The sequence below is a fragment of the Pseudomonas sp. GW821-FHT09C08 genome (genome assembly GCF_059418125.1).
Genome location: NZ_JBWKPG010000001.1, coordinates 851,845 through 878,249 on the forward strand (window position 1 = coordinate 851,845; position 26,405 = coordinate 878,249).

Here is a 26,405-nt window from a genome sequence, read left to right on the forward strand (position 1 = left end):
AGATCGCATGGATCGCACACAACAGCAATGATCAGCGCCGTACCAAAGGAGTCATCATGAGCTTTCCTGTGTTTCCGACACGCGTATTGACGGATAAATGAAATTCGTAAGGCCGGTTTTGTGATTCAAACTGGATGGCATTGAATAAAAGCGGGATCGAGGCGCGAGCTAATAGCACTCTGGTGGGCAGGTTCATATCGCGTAAGGTTGAGGTATATGCGTTGCCGTATTTCCGCGCTCCCGCTCCTAAGAGGACCTGCTTAGGAGCGGGGGCGTGGTGTACGAATCGAAAGCGTTGCCGTACTCCCCATGCAGTGCTCGTTTGTTCATAACACTACGCAGCAGTGAGACGCTGCACTGCGATCGAGCGAAAGCTTGTATCAGAGCTTGGGGCCCCTGGACGATAACGCTGGCTAGATTTGCAGGCTGAACTCTACGACACCGGAACTGTGCGTTGAGCTGTCTTGTGCATCAACTCCAGCAACTTGGTGCGATCGCTGAGTTCGAAACGACCAGTCGAGGCCACTAGTGCGAGCGCAGCGCAGTTCTCTACCTCAACAGGCGAGCAAAGCTGTGGTGCAGAAAACCGATAGGCTATTTGGTTTTCTGAAGCAGCGATGCCCAAACATTAGCCTGTTGACTTGGGCAGTAACCGGCAGCTAGCGCGCATTCAGTTATCTTGGGCATGGGAGTGAATCGTCAGAGCGCCCGGTACTTTTGTACGCTCAAGCCCTCCACCGTCTAGCCACCATAGCGTCTGTTTATAAGCGCGCTGCAGCAAATCTTCTGTCTGGGCAAAATTGAATACCGAGACATCCACAGGGCACAAAGGTGGGACGATATGCAGGCTGGTGAGGGTACGGAAGTGTTCGATGTCGCTCACCAATTGGCGCATGCTCATCAGGTTGACGGTATGCAGCGCTAAAGCGACCAAGCCTCGCGGTGGTTGTGTTAGGGCGCAACTCACACCGGTAGGGATTACCACGACATTAGTGGCACCCAGGGCCACGGCAGTTGAAATGGGTGTATTGCTTGCTACACCGCCATCGACCAGAAATTGCTCGGCAATTTGTACGCACGGGAACACGAGCGGGATGGCCGCGCTTGCTAATAACGCCTGCTTAAGTTCCCCACTGGACAGAACTGTTTCGGCACCGCTGAGCAGATCAGTGGTGACGATGTGCAGGGGAAGTGCAGCGTCTTCAATGCGGTGAATGGGTAACGCTTGACCCAGTAGTCGATGCAAAGCCGCTGGTTGCAACAGGAAGCCACGCCGCTTGATCAATCCTCTACAGGTATCAAGCCAGGATAAAGGAAAGATGTCCTTTTTATTCAGACCACGCCAGAAACCGGCGAGTGCATCGACTCCTTCCGCATTGGGTCTTGCGGCAAAGTAGGCGCCATTGATTGCCCCTACCGAAGCTCCGACCACTACGTCAAAGCTTACATTCGCCTCCACCAAGGCTCGCAACATGCCCACCTGAACAGCCCCCAAGCTGCCACCGCCAGCAAATACGATTGCAGTTTTGGTATCCATGCTCGACGTCCCTCTGCAGTCTTGCGTCGATTGAGTGTAGCTGACGAGACACGCGTTACTTAGCGGGAGCACTAGCAAGCGCAAAATTTCAGGCGGTATTAAGGCAGAAGAAACTCACTGGAACGACGGGCAATGAGCGCTAAGTAGCTGCCTTTGTATCCTCTGGTGCGACAGAGCGTTGCTTTTCGACGGGCTTATTCTTTCCTTTGCTACGGGCATAGTGATCTCGACTGAATCGACACCCAAACGGTTGTCGACAATCCGATGACATAGAGGAACTCATGATGTCCAACAGCACTCAACTGACGCCTTTTCGCATTGAGATCCCTCAGGCCGAACTGGATGATTTGCAGCGTCGTCTGAATAGCACCCGCTGGCCGGATCGTGAAACCGTTGGCGATCATTCCCAAGGCGCACAATTGGCCAAGGTGCAAGACCTGGTTGAGTACTGGCGTACCCAGTATGACTGGCGTCGATTCGAGGCACGCTTGAACAGCTATCCGCAGTTCAAAACTGAAATTGATGGCCTGGGCATTCACTTCCTTCACATCAAATCTCCTCACGAAAACGCTTTACCGTTGATCATGACCCACGGTTGGCCGGGTTCGATTGTCGAGTTCCTCAACAGCATCGATCCGTTGGTAAATCCAACGGCTCATGGTGGCGAAACGAAAGACGCTTTCCACGTGGTTCTGCCTTCTATTCCTGGTTATGGCTTTAGCGACAAACCGACCACTAAAGGTTGGAACCGCACCCGTATCGGTAATGCCTGGCACGAATTGATGCAGCGCCTTGGCTACACCCGTTATGTTGCGCAGGGTGGTGACTGGGGCAGTGTGGTGACCACTGAGATGGGACGCTTGAAACTGGAAGGCTTGGCGGCGATTCACGTGAATCTGCCTTTTGTTGTTCCGGCCGATCTGCCTGCAGAGCTGAGCGTAGAAGAGCAAGCAGCACTCGATCAGTGCGTACTGTTTGCTTCTGACGGCATCGCATATCACGACCTGCAAACCACTCGCCCAGAGACCATCGGCTTCTCGCTGGCGGACTCTCCTGTGGGTCAGGCTTCGTGGATCTATGAGAAGCTTGCGTCCTGGAGCGACAGTGATGGCACTGCAGAGAGCGTGTTCTCTTACGATCAGATTCTCGACAACATCATGCTGTACTGGGTGACAAACAGCGGTGCATCGTCGGCACGTATGTATGCCGAGCATCCAGGTCTTAACTTCGGTGCCATTCAGCTTGATCTGCCAGTGGCTGTCTCGGTATTCCCAGGAGAGATCTACACGCCGCCGAAGGCATGGGCCGAGCGGGCGTACAGCAATTTGATCTACTGGAATAAAGCGGAAAAAGGCGGCCATTTTGCGGCCTTTGAACAGCCTAAGATTTTCGTCAATGAAGTGCGAGCGGCGTTCTCTACAGTTCGTTGATGGCGGCTGGAGTGCGCGCATCTCTGGGTACGCGTTTAACTGCGCTCAGCGTATTTAGGCTTCAAACAGCCTGTCTACGTCGGGCCCTTTTTGTGTGCAAACGAGTCGCAAGAAGGGTTCACTCCGATTGATTTCTCAATTCCTAATGGCCGAGCAATGGTCGAATTAATGTGTGCGCGGACTCTTCCCGTTCAGTTCTGCGGCCAACGCTGCCTGAGCGCAAGGGCGAGCACCGATACGTTCTTGGTAAGCGGCCAAAGCAGGCCACCGTACCAGGTCAATCGAGAACCAGTTGAGCCATCTTAGTAACGTATAGAGGTAGGCATCTGCCACGGAAAATGCTTCGCCCAACAAATAGGGGTGCTGTGAAAGCGTTTGATTGAGTGAGTCCACACGACGGAACAGGCGGGTGAAGATTTGGTCGCGCACCTGCTGAGGGATATCTCGAAATAAGGGGCTCATTGCACAGTTGAGCTCGCACGACAGAAAACTCAGGTACTCACGCAGGCGTACTCGCTGCCAGCTATCTGGCGGAGGCGCCAAACCTGCCGCGGGTATGAGATCGGCAAGAAATTCTAGAATAGTTGAGCTTTCGGTAAGCACTTCTCCATTGTCGAGCATTAAGGCTGCGATGTACCCATGTGGGTTGATGCTCCAGTAATCCTCTCCTGCGGAAGTGGTTTTGGTGGCGTGGTCGACCTGGATTAGCTGAAAGGGAATGTTCAGCTCACGCAATACAATATGGGGTGCCATCGAACAGGCTTCAGGAGTGAAATAGAGCTTCATGGGAGGGGCTCGTCGTGCGGATTTGGAAAATAGAAGGATAGCTTGCTGAGGAAAATATAGCGTTTGGCGGTGCCTCGACAGATACGCCGTTCATCGGCAAAAGCGCACGATGACAGAGGCTCCCAAAAGGTGTCGTTTTTCTATATCTCCTTCACGCCATCAAGTCGTGACCAGGATTGTCGCTCCTGTGGCAACTGTGTAACAACTACAGCGTTATTTATGCGGTCTAGAGCGGAAGGCATAATTCGCTTAGATCATGCAGGAGGGTTGGAAATGTTAGTTTCAGCAATCAATACTGTCGAAGTGGATGCCGCGCCAGGACGAGTGGGAGAGGTGTTCACGAAGCTCCCTTGTATTGTGCGTGCACTCCTTGATAACACCGAGTGTGTAGGGTATGCGGTAACCGATAATCGGGCAGTGAGAAACGCCTGGATCGTCAGCGGCTACTGGGAATCAGAAAGCAAAATGCGCGCACATTTCGACCGCCCTGAGCTGGGTGGATTCATGGATATGTTAAACAGCGGTATGGCAAGCCGGGTCAAATTCAATAGTTTCGTTGTGACTCACGCGGATCAACAACCCAAGCACTGATAACGCCTTTCCCTTAGGTGGTGGGCGGACGCTTGAAAGCTTGAAAGATAGACAGGGAACTACGCCTGCTTTCGTTGTGGAAAAGTCTTGAGGGCAGTATGTCTGCGTGCTTAGATTTTTGGGTCGTCAATAGACTCCGCATACCGCGGTGGTAATCAGAAAGCTGTATCCATCGTGCATCCATTGGAACGAGACCAAGCTGACACCTTGCGAGACTTTGAAAGGGGCGCTTGGGTGTTTTGCTGCGCCGTAAAGAAAAGGGGTGCCTGCGACAAAGACCTGATTACTTAGAACTGGCACCCTCTGTTTATATCATTGTCTCTTTTGTGGCTACTAACAGTAGGCCCCTGCGTTATTTATCCGTCTCTCACGCTCCGGCAGTATTTGTCCATGGGCAGATTTATTACTTGGCTGCCAACGTTGGTTCATATCTTGGCTACCGCAAATTTTGCGTTCATGGGCCAGGCTGAGCCGGATCTATATTCAGTGTAGGCGCAGGATAGAGGCGGCGGCAATGTTGACGAGAGACCAGATTACCTCCGGTGCATACCTCGAAAATTTCGGTGAGATGCCAAAAGATTTGTTGTGGACGTTAGAGCAGATCGAGCAATCCATGCGCGAAACGTTGGCCAAACGCCATGAACGTGGCGACATCTGGGTCTTTGGTTACGGTTCGTTGTTATGGAATCCCTTGTTGAACTTTGCAGGACAAAAGCGCGCAACTTTACAAGGCTGGCACAGAAGCTTTTGCATGCGAATCATCGCTGGCCGGGCCACTGTCAGTACGCCGGGACGGATGCTGGCACTTGAACCAGGGGGCTCTACTCAGGGAGTCGCTTTCAAGTTGACCGAGCAGGTGGCACGAGAAGAGTTGATCTTGCTTTGGATTCGGGAGATGCCAACTGGCGCTTATCGACCGGTTTGGGCGCCGATCTCTATGGATGACGGGACACACGCTACGGCATTGGTATTCGTCGCTGAGCCTGACCATCCGCTGTATGAAAAGGATGCGAGTGTTGAATCCGTTACGCGGCACATTTCAGGAGCGTCTGGCCCTATGGGGAGTAACGCAGAGTATGTGCACAAGTTGACCAATGCATTATGCGAAAGCGGATTTTTTGATGAATACATCGGCGCATTGTCAGCGGGAATAACGCCCTGAATTAAACCTGATGTTGTGTGTGTTGTGCTGTAAGTATCCGGTTTCGGGAAGGAGTCTCTCTGCGCCCGAAATTCATAAAAGTCAATTGCAAGACCTTTGGTAGTAGACCGGAGCTGGTATTCGATCGCTGCCTATCAAGACAGTAACTTAACTGAGTAGGAGAAAAGAAATGATCGCCCATCACAAACGACTTTCTGTTGCGTTGAGTGCGCTCTTAGTGGCCGGCACAGCCGGAATCGCCGTGAAGTATGGCGATCATTTTTCACCCATTGAGTCAGCTCATGCGGCAGAAGCAGCGGTCGCCCCTAAAACTGAAGTTGATGTTGCCACCGTGGTCTTTAAACAGATTAGCGAGTGGCAGAGTTATTCGGGTCGCCTTGAGGCGGTAAGTAAGGTCGATATCCGTCCATTGGTACCAGGCACTATCGTTGCCGTACATTTCAAAGACGGAGCAATGGTCAACAAAGGAGATCGCCTGTTCACTATTGATCAGCGTCCTTATCTGGCCGAAGTTGATCGTGCTGCCGGTCAATTAGCCGCTGCTGAGTCCCGCGCCGTCTATACGGCGACCGATGCCGCTCGCGCTGGGCGATTGATCGAATCCAATGCCATTTCCAAGCGCGATCTGGACGAGAAACAAAATGCTTCGCGCGAAGCGATCGCTAACGTGAAAGTGGCGAAGGCAGCACTCGACGCGGCCAAGGTCAATCTTTCCTACACTGAAATCAGCGCCCCCATCGCCGGACGTGTATCGCGTGCGGAACTGACCGTTGGCAACGTAGTGTCGGCAGGCCCGGCGGCACCGGTGCTGACCAGCCTGGTTTCGGTAACACCTATCTACGCATCCTTCGATGTCGATGAGCAAACCTACCTGCGCTACCTGAATCAGGCGTCAGGCAAACCTGCTCCCGTTTCCCTCGGTCTTGCTGACGAAACCGGTTACTCACGCAACGGTGTGGTCGACTCCATCGACAACCAACTCGACACCCAATCGGGAACCATCCGTGTGCGGGCACGTATCGATAACGCAAATGGTGCACTGATGCCGGGTCTGTACGCACGTATCAAGGTGGGCGGCGGTAAGCCAACGGACGCCGTATTGGTTGATGACTCGGCCATCGGCACCGATCAGGCGAAGAAATTTGTCCTGTTGGTCGGCCAGGGCGATGTCGTCGAGTACCGCGAGGTCACCCTGGGCAACCTGCACGATGGACTGCGCATCATCACTTCGGGTCTGAAGGCCGGTGATCGGGTGGTGGTCAGCGGTGTGCAACGCGTACGTCCCAACGACACCGTGCACGCCAACGCCGTGGAAATGGCAAACATCGGTCGTGCTGCGAAGCCTTCGGCTTAACGAGAGAACATCATCATGAATATCTCTAAATTCTTTATTGACCGGCCGATCTTCGCCGGCGTGCTGTCGGTGGTGGTGGTCTTGGCGGGGTTGATTGCCCTCACCAAGCTGCCGACCGCCGAATACCCTGAAGTGGTACCGCCCTCGGTGGTGGTGCGCGCCGAGTACCCGGGCGCCAACCCGAAAGTAATCGCCGAAACCGTTGCTTCGCCGATTGAAGAACAGATCAACGGCGTGGAAAACATGCTCTACATGCAGTCGCTGGCCAACAGCGACGGCAAGTTGACGACCACCGTCACCTTCAAGCTCGGTACTGATCCGGACAAGGCTCAGCAGTTTGTGCAGAACCGCGTGGCGCAGGCTTTGCCGCGTCTGCCTGAAGACGTGCAGCGCCTGGGCGTGACCACGATCAAGTCCTCACCCACCCTGACCATGGGCGTGAGCATCACCTCGCCGAACCAGCGTTACGACCTGACCTACCTGCGCAACTATGCGTTGATCAACGTCAAGGATCGCCTGGCGCGGATTCCTGGTGTGGGTGAAGTGGTGATGTGGGGCGCCGGCGACTACTCGATGCGCATCTGGCTCGACCCGCAAAAGGTCTCCCGCCTGAACATGACTGCTCTCGATGTGGTGAAGGCCATCCGTGAGCAGAACGTGCAGGTGGCGGCCGGTATCGTTGGCGGTGCGCCAATGCTCACCGACGTACCGATGCAGTTGAGCGTCAACGCCCAAGGCCGTTTGAAAACCGAGCAGGAATTTCGCGACATCATCCTGAAATCTTCCGGTGGCGCGATCACGCGGCTGTCGGATGTCGCTCGTGTGGAAATGGCCGCGTCCGAGTACACCTTGCGTGCACTGCTCGACAACAAGCCTGCCGTACAGATGATTATCTTCCAGCAACCGGGTGCAAACTCGTTGCAGATTTCCGATGACGTACGCACCGTCATGGAAGAGATCAAGCAGGACATGCCGGATGGTGTCGATTACGGCATCAAGTACGACCCCACCCAGTTTGTGCGTGACAGTATTCATGCCGTGATCCAGACCCTGCTGGAGGCGATTGCCCTGGTAGTACTGGTGGTCATCGTGTTCCTGCAGACCTGGCGCGCCTCGCTGATTCCGTTGCTGGCGGTGCCGGTATCGATCATCGGTACTTTTGCATTGCTGCTGGGCTTTGGTTACACCATCAATGCCCTGTCGCTGTTCGGCATGGTGCTGGCAATCGGTATTGTGGTCGACGACGCCATCGTCGTGGTGGAAAACGTCGAACGAAACATCGCTGACGGTCTGTCGCCGCGTGATGCGACCTACAAGGCCATGCAGGAAGTGAGCGGGCCGATCATCGCCATCGCGCTGACCCTGGTGGCGGTGTTCGTGCCGCTGGCTTTCATGTCCGGCCTGACCGGTCAGTTCTATCAACAGTTCGCGATGACCATTGCGATCTCTACCGTGATCTCGGCGTTCAACTCCCTGACCCTGTCGCCAGCGTTGTCCGCCATCCTGCTCAAAGGGCATGACGAGCCGAAAGACCGTCTGACCCGGATCATGGACAAGCTATTCGGTCGTTTCTTCAACGTCTTCAACCGCGTTTTCAACCGGGGTTCGGAAAACTATGGCAACGGTGTACGCCGTGTCGTTAACCGCAAGCTGGTGATGCTGGTGATCTACGGCATTCTGCTCGGTGGCGCGGTGTGGATGGGCAAAATCGTGCCGGGTGGTTTTGTGCCAGCACAAGACAAGGACTACGTGGTTGCTATCGCACAATTGCCTAGCGGCGCGACGTTGGATCGCACCGAGAACGTCGTGCGTGACATGGGTGATATCGCCTTGGCCATTCCAGGCGTGAAGAACCTGCCGCAGTTTCCGGGGTTGTCGGTCAGCCTGACCAACTCGCCAAGCAGTGCCCTGGTATTCCCTGTACTTGAGCCGTCGAAGTATCGCTCCAAAGAAGAGTCCGCCTCGGCCATCGTTGCGCAGTTGAATGCCAGATATGCCGGGATCAAGGACGCGGCCATCGCCGTATTCCCCCCACCGCCAGTGGCGGGCCTGGGGACGGTCGGTGGTTTCAAACTGATGATCGAAGACCGTGGTGCACTGGGCTTGGAGGCGCTGAACAAGGCGACTCAGGATTTCTTGGCTGCGGCTGCGAAGGCGCCGGAACTGGGCCCGGCATTTTCGATGTTCCAGATCAACATGCCTCAACTCAACGTTGACCTGGATCGGGTTAAGGCCAAGCAGTTGGGTGTGTCGGTCACTGATGTATTTGACACCCTGCAGATCTACCTGGGTTCGATGTACGTCAATGACTTCAACGCGTTCGGTCGTGTGTATCAAGTGCGGGCTCAGGCGGATGCGCCGTTCCGTGCTACCGCTGAAAACATTGGCTTGCTGAAAACCCGCAACGACAAAGGTGAGATGGTGCCGCTGTCGTCGCTGATCAAAGTGACCACTACCTATGGCCCGGAAATGGTCGTGCGCTACAACGGCTACACCGCTGCCGACATCAACGGGGGCCCGGCTCCCGGCTATTCGTCTGGCCAGGCTCAGGCGGCGGTCGATCGTATCGCCAAGGAAGTATTTCCACGCGGGATCAAGTACGAGTGGACTGACCTGACCTATCAACAGGTACTCGCTGGCAACGCGGCAATGTGGGTGTTTCCGATCAGCGTGTTGTTGGTGTTCCTGGTGTTGGCTGCCTTGTATGAAAGTCTGACCTTGCCATTGGCGATCATCCTGATCGTACCAATGAGCATTCTGTCGGCACTCGTGGGTGTGTGGCTGACCAATGGTGACAACAACATCTTCACCCAGATTGGTTTGATGGTGTTGGTGGGACTGTCGGCGAAGAACGCCATTCTGATTGTCGAGTTCGCCCGTGAACTGGAAATGCAGGGCCGTTCCATTGTGCAGGCCGCGATCGAGGCCAGCCGCCTGCGTCTGCGTCCGATCCTGATGACGTCCATCGCCTTCATCATGGGGGTCGTGCCGTTGGTGTTCTCCACCGGCGCGGGTTCTGAAATGCGTCAGGCCATGGGTATCGCAGTGTTCTTCGGCATGCTGGGCGTGACTCTGTTCGGTCTGATGTTGACGCCGGTGTTCTACGTGTTGCTGCGCAAACTGTCGGGTGTGGAACACCTGGTGGATAAGCACGGTAAACACCCACACCTCGGTGCTGACCTCAACGACGACTCTAATATCAGTCCGGAACACACGCCCCACTCAAGTAGTGGCCATCACACTCAAGCATCAGCCCGCGTGCCTGAAGCCGCGTACCTGAAGTAAGGAGAACGACATGAAAGTGTTTGCAATGAATCGGATGCTTTTAGGATCGGTCTGGCTGGCGACGATGTTGGTGACGGCCGGCTGCTCCCTGGCGCCGACTTACGAGAAACCTGATGTTTCTGCACCACAGGCTTTCAAAGAGGAAAAGGTTTCGGCACCGCTGTCTTCTGCCGAAGCCGGCAACTGGAAAACCGCCGAGCCGTCGGAGGACTTCACCAGGGGCGAGTGGTGGCGGGTGTTCAATGACACCACTCTGAATCACCTCGAAAGTCAGGCGCAGGATGCCAACCAGAATTTGGTTGCAGCGGCCGCACGGTTGAATGAGGCGAGGGCGCTGAATCAGTCGGCTCGCTCGGCTCTGTTCCCAACCGTAGACGCGGGTTTCGGCCCGACCCGTCAGCGTGTGTCACCGGCGTCGCAGTTCCAGTCGGACAGCGGGCAGGGGGCAAGTCAAACCCTGTGGCGTGCCCAGACCGGTATCTCTTACGAGGTCGACATGTTTGGTCGCGTCGCCAACACGGTTGATGCGGCGGACGCGGAAACCCAGCGTAGCGAAGCCTTGTTCCATTCGGTGTTGTTGGCCTTGCAGGCGGATGTAGCACAGAACTATTTCGCGTTGCGTGAACTGGACGCGGAAATCGAGGTGTACAACCATGCCATCGAACTGCGTGAACAAGCCCTGAAACTGGTGCAGCAGCAATATGCGCTGGGCGATATCAGTGAGCTGGATGTTGCGCGTGCCGAGTCTGAGTTAGCGACAGCCCGGTCGGATGCAATGACGGTGCAGCGTCTGCGTGCGACGTCGGAGCACAGCCTCGCGGTGTTGCTGGGCAAAACACCGGCAGAGTTTTCGATGGCCGCCAATCCTTTACAGCCGGTGAATCTGCGTATCCCGGCGGGTTTGCCATCTTCACTGCTGGAGCGTCGTCCGGACATCGCCGCAGCCGAACGCTCGATGGCTGCGGCGAACGCACGGATCGGCGTGGCTAAAGCGGCGTTCTTCCCGTCATTGACGCTGACCGGCACTGCCGGTTTTGAGTCCGGTTCGCTGAGCAACTTGTTCAAATGGAGCAGCCGTACTTTCCTGCTTGGCCCGTTGGTGGGTACAGCGCTTGACTTGCCGATCTTCGACGGCGGCCTGCGCAAGGGAAACCTGGCCAAGGCCCGGGCCGAGTACGAAGAAGATGTCGCCAACTATCGGCAACAGGTGCTGGTGGCGTTCCGTGAAGTAGAGGACAACCTCTCTGACCTGCGAGTGCTGGAAGACCAGACCCGGATGCAGTCGCAAGCTGTGGAGGCGTCAGGCCGGGCGGCGAAAGTCGCTCGGGCGCAGTACACCGAAGGCGATGTCATCTATCTCTCTGTGATCGACGCGGAGCGGACGGCGCTGCAATCACGCAGGGCGGCGGTGCAGTTGCAGGGCGCTCAAGCGGCGGCCACCGTGAACCTGATTCGCGCATTGGGTGGTGGCTGGGGTAATGCCAAACCGGCCACGTCTCAAGCGATCACGCAGCGGTAAAGCTCGCTGACTATCACCGATGGAAAAACAGAGAAGCATGCCATCGAGCATGCTTTTTTGTTTTTGTGATGACGCATCGGTGCATCCGTCACGCAGGCCCGGAATCGGGGGTGTCGCATTGTCTCTTTGCAAGCGACGAAGCGTCTCACGCAGGTGCGTTTAAGGACTTCCTTGCTTACAGGACAATAGCTCCCAAGCACAGGCGATGCCTGGGTTTCCAAGTGGCAAACCCCTCGACGGTGATGCCGATTTTCAAAGACGGTGCATTCAGCTGCGCACATTCCACTTACGGTGAAATCATGAAATCAACAGACCGAGTTGCCAGGGAGAGAGACAAGCTGCTTATTCTTGCAGCGATTTGTCTTTCCGCTTTGGTACTTCCACTGAGTTTTACCGGAGGGGCAGTTGCCACGCCCGCGATTGGGCGGGATCTGGGTGGAAGTCCAGTGGCGCTTACCTGGATCACCAATGCCTTCATGCTGTCTTTCGGCAGTTTACTAATGGCTGCAGGTGCTTTGGCTGACGTATATGGGCGCAAGCGCCTGTTCACCATCGGCATGATGCTGTTTACCGCTGCGTCGTTGGCCCAAAGCATGGCACCTTCGGTGTTCTGGCTTGATATCCTGCGTGCCATTCAAGGGGTTGCCGGTGCGGCTGCACTGGCGAGTGGCTCCGCTGCGCTTGCACAAGAGTTTGAAGGTCATGCTCGCACCCGTGCGTACAGCATGCTGGGCACGACCTTCGGTATCGGTCTGGCATTCGGCCCATTGGTGGCCGGCGTGTTGATCGAAGCCTTTAGCTGGCGTGCGATTTTCCTGTTCACGGCTTTGATCGGTGTGATTGCCATGGTCTTTGGCCTGCCGCGCATGCGTGAGACACGTGACCCCGGCGCAACAGGTCTTGACTGGCCCGGCACCGTTACCTTCAGTTCGGTGCTGGCGTTGTTTACATTTGGCGTGATCCAAGCGCCTGACAGCGGTTGGGGTAGCCCTTTAGTGGTTGGCCTGTTGGGTGCATCGGCGGTATTGCTGGTGGTTTTCGTGATGATTGAAATGCGCGTCAAGCGCCCGATGCTGGATCTGACGCTGTTCCGCTTCCCGCGTTTTGTCGGCGTGCAAATGCTGCCGATAGGCACTTGCTACTGCTACATCGTGCTGGTCGTGATGCTGCCGTTGCGATTCATTGGTGTTGAAGGCCTGAGCGAAATCGACGCCGGTTTGCTGCTGCTGGCACTGTCTGCACCGATGTTGGTCGTGCCGATGATGGCCGCCTCGATGACGCAGTTCATCTCTGCCGGTGTTCTTTCGGGCGTGGGGTTCCTGATTGCTGCCGTGGGGCTGCACTGGTTGAGCCTGTACAACGTTGGCGAGCCGAAGTTGGGTCTTGTTGGGCCTATGCTGTTGATCGGTATCGGGGCAGGTCTGCCTTGGGGCTTGATGGACGGTCTATCGGTCAGCGTCGTGCCCAAAGAGCGCGCGGGTATGGCGGCTGGTATCTTCAACACGGTGCGTGTCGCAGGTGAGGGCATTGCTCTGGCAAGCGTGGCTGCGATGCTGGCTTCGTTGCTGCATACCAACCTTTCAGAAGCGGTACAGGTGGTTGCAGGGAGCGCTGATGCATCGCTTATTGCAGAAGCCGCGCATCGCGTTACCACCGGTGATATGGCCCATGCCATCAACACCGTTCCAGGTCTGGCCAATGAGCGTCTGGTACAAGGGTATGCCTCTGCATTTCAGTACCTGCTGCATATCCTGACCATCATCACATTGGCTTCTGCGGCTGTGGTTCTTGGATTGTTGAGCAAGAATCGTGCGGTTGCAGGTGGCGCTGCCAGCGAAGCTGCCTAGGCATCAAAACAGTTGCCCGCCTTGAAGCGGCAATAACCCGATGTGCTCAGACCCCGAAGCAGAAGATCCCTTTCTGCTTCAAGGCTTTTTGCGTTTGGCGAGCCTGGATCAAGAGCAGGATGCGACAAGTCATCACGCTAACGCAGACGATCCGCCAGGTAGTTGAGCACCGCTCGCGTTTTTGCCGGCATACGACTGCCCAAGGGTATGAGGGCATGGACAGGAGGGCCCGGTGAGTCAACAGCTGTGAGTACGCGGACAAGCTTGCCACAATCGACATAGGGTTGAGCAACCTTGTCATAAATTTGGGCAATGCCGAGCCCAATAACCGTGGAGTCAATAACGGCCTGCCCATCTGAAACAATCAAAACCGGCGTCGGCGAAAACTCTCGAACATGGCCATTATCGGTAATCGACCAGGGACGCAGCCGACCAGTAAACCCCCGAAAAATAACCGCCTCGTGGTTGACCAGATCGGCCGCTGACTCAATCGGCGGATGACGGGCCAGGTAGTCGGGAGAGGCGTACAGACTGAGTGTGATATTGCAGAGCTTGCGCACAGTCATTTCACTGTCCTGCGGCAACTCCCCCGCACGAACTACAATATCCCAGCCTTCACCCACTGCGTCCGACATGCGATCGGTCATGGACAACTCCAGCGTCACCTGTGGGTAGCGCTGACGAAGTTCGGAGATGGTTGGAAGAAACAACTGGCGAAACCCAGACGGGATGTCCAGGCGAACGCGGCCCATTGGCTCATCTTTTCTTGCGGCTAACTCGCGAGCCGCATCCCGAAGGCCATCCAGCGCCGCGATGGCCGCGTTCAGATAAGTTTCGCCATCTTCAGTTAGACGTACGGCACGGGTGGTACGCTGGAAGAGCTTGGTACCCAGCCTGATCTCCAGTCGTTGAACCGCCTTGCCTACGTTGGATTTGCTCGTTGAAAGATTTTCAGCAGCTCGGGTAAAGCTACTGGTCTGTGCGACGCTGACGAAGGCGGCTATGTCCGGAAAGGAGGTGTCGGCTCGTTCCATTACAGTCTCTCTATAATCTGTCTATTCATGTCGATACGTACACAACTATCGCTTGACTTACTATGGCTCATTTTTCAAAAGGCGGTTTGAGATTTTTTATCTCGATAGTGCGGTACCATCTCACAATGGCGGAGCTAAAGACGTTCGGTAAAAAAAGCTAGTGCGTTTGCTATATCTTAAAGTTTTTTCTTTGTGAGAAGTTTTAGGGTTTTATCTAATATTAATTGAAAGCATCATTGCTTACGATTTTTTGATACCGTAATTTTTATTAGAATAGTTTCAGGCGAAATGCTTCGGGATCAGTTGCAGGTTCGGTCTCGAAGACGGCCCTCGGTTGCGCTATTTTGGTTTTCAGGTCCGCAAGCGCGCGGGACTTTTTTGAATGAGTAATAGTTTTGTTGAGTTGACTTTCTTTGTCTGGAGTGGGGCGCTATTTTTAATAGAAGCCCAAAGCCGTACCTAAGCTTTGCGCTGACAGAGGTCTCTGCGTGCTTGTGTTATTCGGCGTATCGAGCTCAGAGGCAGTGGGCCTATTTCGCGTGATTACCTGAGAATCGAGTTTCAGCACCGACTATATAGGTTATTTAAATCTGAATAAGCGCTTTTTTGGACACAGACTGTCTCCCATATGGATTCAATGATTGGTTTCAGACGTTCTGTGATCGACGCTTGGAAAGCTCACGTCCGTATTCATTTTTTCACGTTCTCCCATCATATAAGAAGACCCGCCGGTGCAAGGCAGCGACGATCACCCGACGCTTTATCAAACGGTGGGCTGATTGTAGCTGTGCAAGCTACAGAGCGTATCGTTGCCGGCTGTTTATCATCCTCAGAGGGAAGCTCAGACTTTGTTCACCAGCCCGGATTCAGGGCGCGGAAAAACAACTGACTCCCCGAGGAATGCAATCATGACTAAGTTGTACATCGCCGATCAAACCTGCTCCCAAGCCGTTCAGATCATCGCCAACGAAATTGGTCTGAATCCTGAACTGGTTCACTTCAACGTTTTCGACCAAACCACTTCCAATGGTGAATCTTTCGCCGAGGCCAACCCACTCCTGTACGTTCCGGTTCTGGCCCTGGAAAATGATTCGCAGGACAAAATCACCGAAACGATCGTTATTACTTCCTACCTGGCTGACCAGCATCCTGAATTCGGTCTGATCCCAACGCGTGGAACCCTGGAACGCGTCAAGGTCGACCAATTGCTGACCTTCATCGCCACCGAGATTGCACAGAAGCATATCCCTCTGATGCGCAAACTAATGACCGATTTCGGCACGGAGTGGACTCGTGCAAAACTGGTCGCCGCATACACCACCTTGGACACCCGTCTGGCTGACGGACGTGCGTACCTGCTAGGCGATAGTTTCTCGGTTGTTGACGCCTATGTTTGGGCCACCCTGTGGCACGAACGCTCGGGCACCGAGATCGGCCATCTGGAAAACCTGAACGCCTGGAAAGCGCGTGTAGACGCTCGTCCATCCGTTCAAAAGGCGCTGAAGGATGAAGCTGAAATCGTGGCTATCCATAAGGCACGAGCAACTGCCTGATCGCTGACACGCAAGTAGGCGATGGGTCGTGGTGATAACCACGGCCCATTTTTTTGATCGTATTTATGTTCTAAGCAAAGGCAGTCCCGCGGTTGCTGTCATGCCGCAGAGGAGAGGAGGCCGTGGCAGTGTCAGCTACAAATTGTCTCTCAGTTGCAGTGTGTCAAAAGGACGATTTCACCACCTGTTTCGATGATGGCCTTCATCTGCACTACCACCTGACCTTAAACGGCACACTCGAAATGTTGAGTGGCGATGGTTGCCGCAGCTTCCTTACGTTGATAACACTGACAATAACTTTGTATTCCTCGCTGGCGTTAAACCATGAACTGCCCTCGCTATCGATGCCTCCTGCCTACAAAGAAGAAAGAACTGAGCCAGCACTCTGCAGATTCAGCTCAGGCGCTCTTGCTCTAAAGCACTCATCATATTTTCCAGAACTGGCCTCTCAGGTTAAGGCCGCCAGGAAAAAGATTATCGAACGGCGATCGAGGAGGGGGGGGGATGTTTGAGTCGTGTTATTAGCCCTGGAGATATCGTCGTATTGTTTGTTTTGGTATTTTTGCAAATCGCCAAAAATAAAATAAGTTGTTTTGATTTTTTATATTGACGGGATTTATGGTGCGCGGCGCAAGATGCGAGTAGGATTCTGCTTGGATCAACATCCCGATGTGTTTCTGTCAATTTTACTCTTGGTAGAGGCTTCATTCATCGTCCTTTGGTTTTTGCCGCCTATTCATAGGCGGCTTTTTTTTGCCCTGAGTAAATATCATTAGTCCTGATATCGAAAACAAGTAAACTTCAAGTAAATTGTCGCTTTTGCTACGACTAAGCGTCTCATTTTTAACGGTTTATCCATTTCATTATCCACCGCACAATTATTTTAGGTTGCGATGAATCTGGCGTGAAAGCTGATGACTGACCGACGCAGTTCGGTGGGGTAGTTGCTAGTACAAAAAAGGCAGTTGCTTTCAAGCCGCAAGCATCATCGTAATCATCTCCGTGCCAGAAAAAACAATAAACTGAATAGTAGAGGGAAAGAGGACTATGGCGATCAATGAGAAAATTTTTCATAACGTCGACCTCAACCTGATGGTGACGTTTTTAGTGCTATATCGTGAGCGAAGTGTCTCGCGCGCCGCAATTCTAATGAAGGTAGGGCAACCTGCCGTGAGTGGTTCTCTCGCTCGATTGAGATCGCACTTTGACGATCCATTATTTCTTCGGACAGGTAGAGGAGTGCGCCCAACAGGAAAAGCGGTAGAGATCGCAGAAAATTTGATGCCTGCGTTTAGCTGTATTGAAGCTGTAATAACGGGGCGTCATCCGCCTCTTCCAGATGAAGAGACGAGTTCACAGTCATAATGGAGTGATGATTTTTTGTAGTTCCTCAGCCTCCAACCGCAGGGGGATTTGGACGGTTACCAAGGCAGTTCGTTGCCGTGGCGGTCAGTGAAGCGCGTTCCGGGCACACCGGCATTACGGGCCACGACGTCCACAACCAGAGGAATGCTTTCGGAGATGTCCAGCAAGGCATTGTCCGTGCCCATAGGGAGCTACGACATGCAGTCGATCTTATAGGCGCATTCGCCCGGATCGGGTAATCAGAAGCAGTTTGATCAAGTATGGCGCCGTACTCCGACATCTGGCGCACTCAACCAATAATAAAAACACGTGAGATCAACATCGCCGTAAGCATTTCAAATAGCGTAAATATCTTTGTAGACCCTATGAGAGCCTCCATTCACCTAGTTCAGAAAGAAGTGCCTGCCCTGAGATCGACTACTTCCTCCATAGGGGCCGTAGAGGCCGCTATCGCCCTCGAGCCTTTCCATCCCACGCGATGGTGTGTGGTTTTGGAGATGCTGAGGCGAATACAAAACCCGTGAACTCTTCTTGAAACATAGTTTCTTCAATAAATTCAGTAGTCATGCGCGGAAAGTGTAGGCAATAATCTCGGATGAGCCAGTTCAGTGGCCAGAAACAGCCGATCAAGAACGTTAGACAACGCGCGGATCGACAGCGGACGACCTCGATCCGAGATGAACAAATAGCGGTACAGCAATTTCATCGGTTTTCCGTCACGCAGTGGGCGTCGCTCGCCCTGGATATAACGCTCGTAGACCTCATACAACTGCGCGGAGATTCCTACTGTTCGCCCGTGTGTTTTCAGTGCAGGCTCTTCAGCGCGTGGATCGCCAGGGTCATGTTCGCGATCGTTGATGCTGACGAACGCGTGCTGAGAGCCCTGATTGATATCCGTGGTGTAAAGTTTTAAAAGTTCTCCGCGACGGATACCGGTCTCCAGCAGCAATTCAATCATTAGCCAATTGCGCAACTGTAGCCGCTCCGGAAACGGATTCTTCCCGGCCCCCGGGCGAATCAGCGTGCGAATGATCTGGAGTTGAGTATCTGTCAGGCTTCGGTAACGAGTGCGGTCTGGCCGAGCATTGATGATATGGCTCTCAAAGCGCCGCTCAATGACGTCGGCGACATCTGCAAATACGACTTCGATGTTAGCCAGAGTGGCTGAGTTCTGACGGGTGCGCGGAATGTAACGAGTGACGCACCAGGACAGGTACTGTTTCAGCAACCGCAGGTACTGGTCACGGGTACACGAATCAATCTGCGGAAAAGGTGCCGTTTCAGCTGTGCCGATTCGGGCGACCAGGTTGTCGGCTTGACGGCCGCTTTGGAGCCAGATGGCGTAACCGTCCAGTAAAGACAAAATCGACTCGAAGTGACATGCCAAGATGGCGTCATCGATATCCAGATCTCGGCTTTTAGCATAGCTATAGAAAGCCTGGATCGCTCGCAGATGCGCTGCAGCCGTATTGTAAGCGCGGTGCCTGAGTTTGAGTTGGACGTAGATGAACGGAACGAGTTTGGGCAACGGAGCCGCATTACCAGCTTGCACGAGCATCGGTACACGCTGACCAGAAGAGAAACGGCACTGAATCAGCTTCATCGGCAGCCACCTCATTGAATAACTTGCCATGAACATGAAGGACATGGCCCGTTGAGAGAATGGACACCAGAAGTGGGTTTGTCGAATCAGCGCCTTAGGTAGCTCATGAACATCTATGACATGACCTGTCGTTTAACATAATATACATTATGCGTAATACGACATTACGCAATCAGGGGCAGCGCCCATCAGATTTCAACGGGCAAAACCCCTCTCTGGATCAAACCTGCGCAAAGCCTCCGTCCACGAACATTTCGCTGCCTGTCATGAAGCTGCTTTCATCCGACGCCAGGAACAACGCCGCTGCTGCGACTTCTTCAGGTTTGCCGATGCGGTCCAGCGGGATCTGCGCAACCATCGCGTCGATGATCGCATCTTTCTGTCCTGTGCCTGAAAGCGCCAGGTCCAGGCCCGGTGTCGAGATTGGCCCGGGTGAAAGTACGTTGACGCGGATGCCGGTGCCTTTGAGGTCCAGTGCCCAGCTCCTGGCGAAATTACGCAGTGCGGCTTTGGTGGCGCTGTACACGCTGAACGCCGGCGTGCCCATGCTGGCTGTGGTTGAACCGGTGAGTATCACCGAGCCGCCTGCGCTCATCAGTGGCAAGGCCTTTTGCACGGTGAACAATGTTCCTTTGACGTTGATGCCAAACGTGCGATCAAACGACGCTTCAGTGATGGCGCCGATGGGCTGGAAATCGCCGAGCCCTGCGTTGGCGAACACGATATCGATCCGGCCCTTGGTCGCTTTGACCTGGGCATAGATGCGATCAAGGTCCGCCAGGTTGGAAATATCGCCCTGGATCGCGATGGCTCCAGGGCCGATCAGCTGTAACGCCTTGTCCAGTTCCTCTTGGCGGCGCCCCACGATAACGACCTGTGCGCCTTCTTCTGCAAAGCGTATGGCGCTGGCCAGGCCGATGCCGCTGTTGCCGCCGGTAACCAGTGCGATTTTGCCGTTGAGCCTGCTCATGATGAACTCCGGGGAATGTTGAAGCCCAACTGTAGATCCACGCTATTATTTTGAATAGTATGCACCTTTAAGTAAGTACCCCTTGGGAGCTACCACCCTCATGGCAAACAATTCGTTCAACTGCGGGCTTGAAGCTGCGCTGGCGGTGATTGGCGGCAAATGGAAGCCCTTGGTCCTGTTCAACCTGGCGCAAAATGTTCACCGCTATGGCGAGCTCAAACGTGCGATTGGAGGCGTGACCGATAAGGTCTTGATTCAGCAACTCAAGGAGCTGGAGCGTGATGAAATCATTGCGCGCGTCGACTTCCAGGAGATTCCGCCCAAGGTCGAATACTCCCTCACACCGTTCGGCCGTTCCCTGGCCACGGCGCTGAGTGGGCTGTGTGCCTGGGGTACCGAGCATATGCAGACGGTCGAGCGCATCAGCGAACGGCGTACCGCCGCCCTCTCCCAGGCCTGAGCTCTGCCCCGATAGCCAACTCAACTAAATGACTATTTAGTTGAGCTAAATCATATAGTTACGAAACAATCACAAGCTTGGCTGCAATCCCCCCGCACCGCGCAAACATCAAAAAATCCAGATGCCAGCCTACAAACATATGGATTTTCCCAAATGTTTGCCTCTCTTAAGCTCTCCTCACTCCTCCCCGTGATGGAGGATGCGTCGTCGGTACGCCCTGAACACAAGGGCGATCCTAAAAATAATGTGTCTGCCGACCCAAGGAATACCTATGTCCTCTCATTTGTCTGACCGGCAAAACGCCGATGAGCGCCTGCTGCACAGCCAGGGTTATGACCAGCAACTGCATCGCGGCCTGTCGCTGTGGTCGTCGTTTTCGGTCGGTTTCGCCACGGTCTCCCCCGTCGTGGGTATCTATTCGGTGATGTCGCTGGGCGCCATGAATGCCGGCCCTTCCTGGGTGTGGATCGTGCCGTTGTGCCTCGCCCTGCAGCTGTTGGTGGCGTTGATTTACGCCGAGCTTGCCTCGCAGTACCCGTTGGCCGGTGGCTGCTATCAGTGGGTCAAGCGCCTGGCTGGCGAACGCCTGGCCTGGTTTACCGGGTTCATGTACCTCGCCTCCGCCCTGGCTTCCTTGACCACCGTGGCGTATCTGGGCGGGTTCTGGCTGTGGCTGTTCGTCACTGGTGAACCGCCGGCGGCGAATGCCCAGGTGTTCAGCGGCGCAGTGCTGTTACTGCTGGGGTTGGGGGTGAACCTGTTCGGAATCAACCCGCTGAAGTATTTCGTCAACGCAGGAATCGTTGCGGAAGCCATCGCCTCGATTGGTATTGGTGTGCTGTTGCTGCTGTTTTTCCGTAACCATTCGTTTTCGATACTGCTGGAAGGCCTGAGCGCGACGTCGACCAGTGACGGGACCTATTTCTCGGGTTTCCTCACCGCCATGGCGGTCGGCGGCTGGGCGTTTCTGGGCTTTGATGCGTGCTCGCAAGTCTCCGAAGAAACCGCCGACGCCCGCACCTCGACGCCCCGCGCGATCCTGCGCTCGATGATTCTGGTGGGCCTGACCGTGATGCTTACCGCATTCGCCGTGACGCTGTCCTATACCGACACTGCCGCCATGGTCTCCGGCCAAGTGATCGATCCGGTCACGCCCGCCGTGGTCGATGCGTTCGGCGCCTGGGCTGAGCGTCCCTTCGTGGCGATTGTATTAGTGGCGTTCATTGCCTGCGTCGTCTCGGTCCAGACCTATATCGGTCGCGCCGTGTTTGGCATGGCACGCGACGAAATCCTGCCGGCGTCTGCGCTGCTGCGGCGGGTGGATAAACGCAAGGTTCCGTTCGCCGCGATGGTCTTCAGCACGCTGTTCGCCAGCTTCGGCCTGGCCCTGGGGGTGAACGCGACCGCCGTGGGCACCTTGATCGCGTTCGGCAGTGGCGGGTTCTTCTTTGTCTTCCTGATCGTGGTGACCTGCGCCCTGCTCGCTCGCCTTAACGGCCGCTGGAAACCCGAGCCCGGCACCTTCAGCCTTGGTCGCTGGGGCTTGCCGGTCAACGTCGCAGCCTTTGCCTGGCTGATATTCGAAAGCATCAACGTGGCCTGGCCGCGGGTGGCGTTGGCACCGCCAGACGCGCCGTGGTTCCAGGTATGGGCAGTGGTCCTGGTGTTCTCGGTACTGGCCGTGCTCGGGTTGATCTACCTGTTCTGGGCCAAGCCGTATCAACGCGGCGTCACCGCGCAATTGCGCGCTCAATAAACTGGACACGGAGTTTCAGATGTCAGCCCTTCACTATTGGAATTACCCCACCGAAATCTTCTGCGGGCCCGACGCGCTGGCGGTCCTCGCGCAACGCTGCAATTTGCTCGAAATGCGCAAACCGCTGCTGGTGACCGACCCGGGCATGCTCGCCCTGGAGCCACTGGCCTTGCTCAAGGCGCACCTGATCGAGGCGGATATTCCCTTCGCCGTGTTCAGTGACATTCACAGCAACCCCACGCTGGACGACGTCGCGCGCGGCGTCAGCGCCTTCCAGGCTGGCGGCCATGATTCGTTGATCGCCCTCGGCGGCGGCAGTGCCATGGACGCGGCCAAAGGCATCAGCCTCGCGGCTGTCGATCGGCATGGTCTCGAACGCTTCGAGTGGTCCCAGGTGATCGAGCGCTACCCAAGCCTGGCGGACTTTCCGCGCCTGGAGTTGCCGAAGCTGATTGCCTTGCCGACCACCGCCGGCACCGGTTCGGAACTGGGCCGGGAAGCGGTGCTGACCCTCAGCGAACACAACATCAAACAAGTCATCAGCCACCCGGAGCTGTTGCCTGCCTCGGTGATTCTCGACCCGATCCTCACCCGTGGGCTGCCACCAGCGCTCACTGCCGCGACAGGCATGGACGCCCTCACCCACCACATTGAAGCGTTCTGCTCACCGCTGTATCACCCGATGTCGGCCGGGGTCGCCGTCGAGGGGGTGCGCCTGATTCAGCAGCACCTGGCCGCCGCCTGCGCGGATGGGCAGGACATGGTGGCGCGTGAAGGCATGTTGGTCGCGTCCGCCATGGCCGCCGTGGCATTCCAGAAAGGCCTCGGCGGTGTGCACGCCCTCGCCCATCCGCTGGGTGCGCGGTACCACCGCCACCATGGCTTGTTGAATGCGATCCTGCTGCCTTATGTAATGGTGGCCAATCGGGCGGTGATCAGTGATGACATCGCCCGCCTGGCGCGCTACCTGGAACTGCCCCAAGCGGATTTCGACGGCTTCCTGCGCTGGATACTGCAGCTACGCAGGCAACTGGGCATTCCCCATTCACTCGGCGAGATTGGCCTGGAGGCAGACGCCGCGCCGTGGGTCGGTGAGCAGGCGGTGGCCGATATTTCGTCCTCCGACACCAATGCCCGTCCCTTGAGCGCCGATGAATACAGCCAGATCTTCCGCAACGCGGTGCATGGCGAATTAGCGCTCGTGCTCGACGCGTAAATCCTCGATAAACGCGCGCACCGCTTCACTTCGCGGGTGGCCGATATGCGTGATCATGCTGTGCTGCACCGCGTAATGCAGGGTGTCGGGGTGCAGCGCACGCATATGGCCACTGGCGATCCAGGGCGCCGCGTAATGCGCCGGCAGATACCCCAGGTGTGTCCCGGCGAGGACACCGTGGGCCACCGCTTCCATGTGGTATGCAGTGGCCGACGCGCGCGTGGGCACCACCGGCAGGACTTGGTCAGCGGGCAGAAAGCCATGCTTGATCCAGTCACAGGCTTGCAGTTGGTCCACCCTCGGCGAATCGACGCCGAACAGCGGGTGCGTGCGGCCACAGAATATGCCGATCGCCTCACTGTAGAGCGGCTGGTAGTCCAGGGTCGGCAATGGCCGGCTGAAATACGAGATGGCCATGTCCAGTTGCCCATCGATCACCGCCAATTCCAGCTCCGTCGGCGAGTTCACGAAGATGTGCAGGTGCATGTCGTGCTCTCGCGCATAGAACCGCGCAATCGCCGCATCGATACGGGCCGTGGGCAAGGTCGCAATGTTGTCCGCCAGGCCCAGGTATAAGTCGCCGACCAGGCGCCCGGCCAAATCCTGGGCCTCATCACGAAACGCATCCACCGCCCCAAACAGCGCCGAGGACGCCTTGAGAATGCGCTGGCCTTTTTCGGTCAGGCGAAAGCCCCCTTTGCCACGCTCGCAAATGCGATAACCGAGGCGTTTTTCCAGGCCGGAGATATGCGTGCTGATGTTCGATTGGCTCATGTTCAGCTCGGCCTGGGCTGCTGTGAACCCGCCGCACCTGACCACTACGGCAAAAATGCGCAGCAGGCGCAGATCCATGTCCGTGACATTTCTGAGCACAGCAATTCCCTGAGTGCAGGCTTATGAAGGGGCTCATTCAACGCGAGCGCTTCGCCAGCGTCAATCTTGCTTGTGTGCCAGCGGTACGAAACTTAAGCTGACGCTCTTTTGCACGGCCTACCCCGGATATTCCATGTCTCGAAGTATTGCTCACCTCGCCCTCCTGCTCGGGTTGATCACCGCCGTCGGACCTTTCGCCATCGACATCTACCTGCCGGCCCTGCCGACCCTCGGCGCCAGCCTGCAGGCGTCGCCGGCGGCGGTACAGATGAGCCTGACGGTGTTCTTCATCATCGTCGGCGTGTGCCAACTGTTCTACGGCCCGATCAGCGACGTGTTCGGGCGCAAGCTGCCGATCTATGCCGGCCTGGTGATCTTTGCCGTGGGCAGCATCGGTTGCGCGCTGGCCCCGAGCATTGAAGTGCTGATTGGTTTTCGCGCGGTGCAGGCGTTCGGGGCGTGTGCCGGGATGGTGATCCCGCGGGCCATCGTGCGCGACTTGTACACCGGCCATGAAGCCGCGCGCCTGATGGCCTTACTGATGCTGGTAATGAGCGTCTCGCCGATCCTTGCGCCGCTGGCCGGCAGCCTGGTGATTTCGTTGTGGAGCTGGCGTGAAGTGTTTGTCGTGCTCGCCGTGGTGGCTGTGCTCTGCCTGGTGATGACCGTCGTGCAACTGCCGGAAACCCACCCCGCCGAGCGGCGTCTGGGCAAGACCCTGGGCAGCGCGTTCGGCAGTTACGGCGCCCTCCTCCACGACCCGGTCTTCACCGGCTTGTCGGTGGTCTGCGGGTTTGGCCTGGCGACATTCTTTGTGTTTATCGGCAGCGCGCCGTTCGTGTACATCGAGTATTTCGGCCTGACTCCGACCCAGTTCAGCCTGTGCTTTGCTCTCAACGCTGCGTCGTTTTTTGCCATGAGCCAGCTCACCGCACGCCTCAGTGCACGCTTCGGCCTGGCGCCGTTGATTCGCTGGTCCGTGGTCAGCGTCGCGGCGGTGATGGTCCTGCTCGCTGTGACCACCCTGTGGAGCGACAGCCTCGCCCTGATGATGACGCTGCTGTTTATCGGCTTCGGCTTTCTCGGCCTGTTGTTGCCAGCGGCCGGCGTGTTGTCGCTGGAAGACCACGGCGCGGTGGCGGGTTCGGCGTCGGCACTGCTGGGCGCCATCCAGATGGTAACCGCCGCCGTGTCGATGACCCTGGTCGGTGTGTTCGCCGACCACACGCCGGCACCGATGTTGATCGGCATCGCACTGTGCGCGGTCGCGGCGCTGCTCACGACACTGTGGACCTTGCAGCGCCTGCCACCGCATCTGGCGTCCAGCGTGCCGCACACGCCGCCCGCTCAGTGAACGCACGATTTGCGGGCATGATGCCTGGGCTAGGCAATGCTGGCCGTGCCTGCAACCGAATGCACGATGCCGACCAGCGCCACCGCAAGCAACACCAAGCTGGCCACCCGGTTGATGCCGTCGCGGTACTTCAGCGCAAACGGCCTGCGGGCAATGGCGATGTAGAACGCCAGCACCAGGAAGTCGATGACCACCCACGCCAGGGTCAACAGCGTCACGCTGCGGCTGAACGAGTCGGCTACCTGGATGAACTGCGGGAAAAACGCCACGAAGAAAATGATGTCCTTGGGGTTGGAGATGCCCACCAGGAAGCCGGTGCCGACAGTGCCACCGCGACGGCCGGCCGCAGGCGCTTGACTTGCAGGGCTACGCAGGCCCTGGACGCCCAGGTAGAAGATGAACAGGCAGCCGATAACACTGATGCCGTTCAACAGTGCCGGGCTGACCGACAGGCTGCCCGCAAGAATCAGCACTGCCAGTACTGCCAGGGTCAGCGACGCGAGGTTGGTCCCCACAGCCGTCCACAACGCATGTCGTGTGCCGGCCTGCTGGCTGGTCGTGATGATCAGCGCCACCACCGGGCCCGGAGTGGCGATCAGCATGAAGACGCTCAGCAGGTAGACCAGCAGTAATGAAGTGTCCATGGTGCGTACAGCCTTGTGGGGTCAGTGGCTGGCAGCGTGAGGCACCAGGCACGCGTTGAAAAACGC

19 protein-coding genes and 1 pseudogene are annotated in these 26,405 nt (G+C 56.2%); 13 read left to right on the plus strand and 7 right to left on the minus strand.

The features are described from left to right. Window positions 1-670: 670 nt before the first annotated feature. Window positions 671-1,537: a patatin-like phospholipase family protein gene (locus AC07OJ_RS03405; RefSeq protein ID WP_087692979.1), complete on the minus strand. Its 867-nt coding sequence runs from the start codon at window positions 1,535-1,537 to the stop codon at window positions 671-673. A gap of 284 nt (window positions 1,538-1,821) precedes the next feature. On the opposite strand from AC07OJ_RS03405, the gene AC07OJ_RS03410 reads away from it, so the two are divergent. Next, window positions 1,822-2,967, plus strand: coding sequence for an epoxide hydrolase family protein (locus AC07OJ_RS03410; RefSeq protein ID WP_218231828.1), 1,146 nt, complete (start codon window positions 1,822-1,824; stop codon window positions 2,965-2,967). A 165-nt stretch (window positions 2,968-3,132) separates the two neighbouring features. Here AC07OJ_RS03410 and AC07OJ_RS03415 read toward each other — a convergent pair whose 3' ends face one another. Further along, window positions 3,133-3,753 (minus strand): glutathione binding-like protein, encoded by a 621-nt coding sequence (locus tag AC07OJ_RS03415; protein WP_401192328.1) that lies wholly within the window; start codon window positions 3,751-3,753, stop codon window positions 3,133-3,135. Between the two features lie 273 nt (window positions 3,754-4,026). Here AC07OJ_RS03415 and AC07OJ_RS03420 point away from each other — a divergent pair, with 273 nt between their 5' ends. From AC07OJ_RS03420 to AC07OJ_RS03445, 6 genes are all read left to right on the plus strand, one after another. Continuing rightward, the gene (locus AC07OJ_RS03420; protein ID WP_401192331.1) at window positions 4,027-4,344 is read left to right on the plus strand and encodes an antibiotic biosynthesis monooxygenase; all 318 of its coding nucleotides are present in this window, start codon (window positions 4,027-4,029) and stop codon (window positions 4,342-4,344) included. A gap of 514 nt (window positions 4,345-4,858) precedes the next feature. Further along, window positions 4,859-5,506 carry a gamma-glutamylcyclotransferase gene (locus tag AC07OJ_RS03425; protein WP_495093939.1) on the plus strand — a complete coding sequence of 216 codons (648 nt, stop codon included), beginning with the start codon at window positions 4,859-4,861 and terminating at the stop codon, window positions 5,504-5,506. Window positions 5,507-5,675: 169 nt separating this feature from the next. Continuing rightward, a complete protein-coding gene (locus AC07OJ_RS03430; protein WP_495093940.1) occupies window positions 5,676-6,860 on the plus strand; it encodes an efflux RND transporter periplasmic adaptor subunit in 1,185 nt (394 codons plus the stop codon). Window positions 6,861-6,875: 15 nt separating this feature from the next. Then, window positions 6,876-10,145 (plus strand): efflux RND transporter permease subunit, encoded by a 3,270-nt coding sequence (locus AC07OJ_RS03435; protein WP_495093941.1) that lies wholly within the window; start codon window positions 6,876-6,878, stop codon window positions 10,143-10,145. 10 nt (window positions 10,146-10,155) lie between these two features. Beyond that, window positions 10,156-11,664 carry an efflux transporter outer membrane subunit gene (locus AC07OJ_RS03440; RefSeq protein ID WP_495093942.1) on the plus strand — a complete coding sequence of 503 codons (1,509 nt, stop codon included), beginning with the start codon at window positions 10,156-10,158 and terminating at the stop codon, window positions 11,662-11,664. A gap of 299 nt (window positions 11,665-11,963) precedes the next feature. Next, on the plus strand, window positions 11,964-13,511 hold the full coding sequence (locus AC07OJ_RS03445; protein WP_495094265.1) for an MFS transporter: 1,548 nt from the start codon (window positions 11,964-11,966) through the stop codon (window positions 13,509-13,511). Between the two features lie 137 nt (window positions 13,512-13,648). Here the strand turns inward: AC07OJ_RS03445 and AC07OJ_RS03450 are convergent, their stop codons facing one another. Beyond that, on the minus strand, window positions 13,649-14,545 hold the full coding sequence (locus AC07OJ_RS03450) for a LysR family transcriptional regulator (RefSeq protein ID WP_495093943.1): 897 nt from the start codon (window positions 14,543-14,545) through the stop codon (window positions 13,649-13,651). A gap of 908 nt (window positions 14,546-15,453) precedes the next feature. Here AC07OJ_RS03450 and AC07OJ_RS03455 point away from each other — a divergent pair. Both AC07OJ_RS03455 and AC07OJ_RS03460 read left to right on the plus strand, forming a co-directional pair. After that, a complete protein-coding gene (locus tag AC07OJ_RS03455; RefSeq protein ID WP_495093944.1) occupies window positions 15,454-16,098 on the plus strand; it encodes a glutathione S-transferase family protein in 645 nt (214 codons plus the stop codon). A 1,047-nt stretch (window positions 16,099-17,145) separates the two neighbouring features. Then, a complete protein-coding gene (locus AC07OJ_RS03460; RefSeq protein ID WP_495093945.1) occupies window positions 17,146-17,463 on the plus strand; it encodes a LysR family transcriptional regulator in 318 nt (105 codons plus the stop codon). A gap of 559 nt (window positions 17,464-18,022) precedes the next feature. Here AC07OJ_RS03460 and AC07OJ_RS03465 read toward each other — a convergent pair. Beyond that, window positions 18,023-19,066 (minus strand): annotated as a pseudogene (locus AC07OJ_RS03465) (tyrosine-type recombinase/integrase); the annotation flags it as partial. A gap of 220 nt (window positions 19,067-19,286) precedes the next feature. Beyond that, window positions 19,287-20,036: an SDR family NAD(P)-dependent oxidoreductase gene (locus AC07OJ_RS03470; protein WP_495093946.1), complete on the minus strand. Its 750-nt coding sequence runs from the start codon at window positions 20,034-20,036 to the stop codon at window positions 19,287-19,289. 100 nt (window positions 20,037-20,136) lie between these two features. Between AC07OJ_RS03470 and AC07OJ_RS03475 the strand changes: the two genes are divergently transcribed. The 3 genes from AC07OJ_RS03475 (at window position 20,137) to AC07OJ_RS03485 (ending at window position 23,468) form a co-directional block, all read left to right on the plus strand. After that, complete coding sequence (locus tag AC07OJ_RS03475) at window positions 20,137-20,496, plus strand: winged helix-turn-helix transcriptional regulator (RefSeq protein WP_495005218.1); 360 nt, start codon at window positions 20,137-20,139, stop codon at window positions 20,494-20,496. 271 nt (window positions 20,497-20,767) lie between these two features. Then, window positions 20,768-22,252, plus strand: a complete 1,485-nt coding sequence (locus tag AC07OJ_RS03480; protein WP_495093947.1) for an APC family permease — start codon at window positions 20,768-20,770, stop codon at window positions 22,250-22,252. A gap of 19 nt (window positions 22,253-22,271) precedes the next feature. After that, window positions 22,272-23,468, plus strand: a complete 1,197-nt coding sequence (locus AC07OJ_RS03485) for an iron-containing alcohol dehydrogenase (RefSeq protein ID WP_495093948.1) — start codon at window positions 22,272-22,274, stop codon at window positions 23,466-23,468. Here AC07OJ_RS03485 and AC07OJ_RS03490 read toward each other — a convergent pair. Continuing rightward, window positions 23,445-24,341 carry a LysR family transcriptional regulator gene (locus AC07OJ_RS03490; protein ID WP_495093949.1) on the minus strand — a complete coding sequence of 299 codons (897 nt, stop codon included), beginning with the start codon at window positions 24,339-24,341 and terminating at the stop codon, window positions 23,445-23,447. The genes AC07OJ_RS03485 and AC07OJ_RS03490 overlap by 24 nt on opposite strands. A 133-nt stretch (window positions 24,342-24,474) precedes the next feature. Between AC07OJ_RS03490 and AC07OJ_RS03495 the strand changes: the two genes are divergently transcribed. Beyond that, the gene (locus AC07OJ_RS03495) at window positions 24,475-25,695 is read left to right on the plus strand and encodes a multidrug effflux MFS transporter (RefSeq protein WP_495093950.1); all 1,221 of its coding nucleotides are present in this window, start codon (window positions 24,475-24,477) and stop codon (window positions 25,693-25,695) included. A gap of 29 nt (window positions 25,696-25,724) precedes the next feature. On the opposite strand, the gene AC07OJ_RS03500 is transcribed toward AC07OJ_RS03495, so the two are convergent. Beyond that, window positions 25,725-26,339, minus strand: a complete 615-nt coding sequence (locus AC07OJ_RS03500; protein ID WP_495093951.1) for a LysE family translocator — start codon at window positions 26,337-26,339, stop codon at window positions 25,725-25,727. Between the last annotated feature and the right edge of the window lie 66 nt (window positions 26,340-26,405).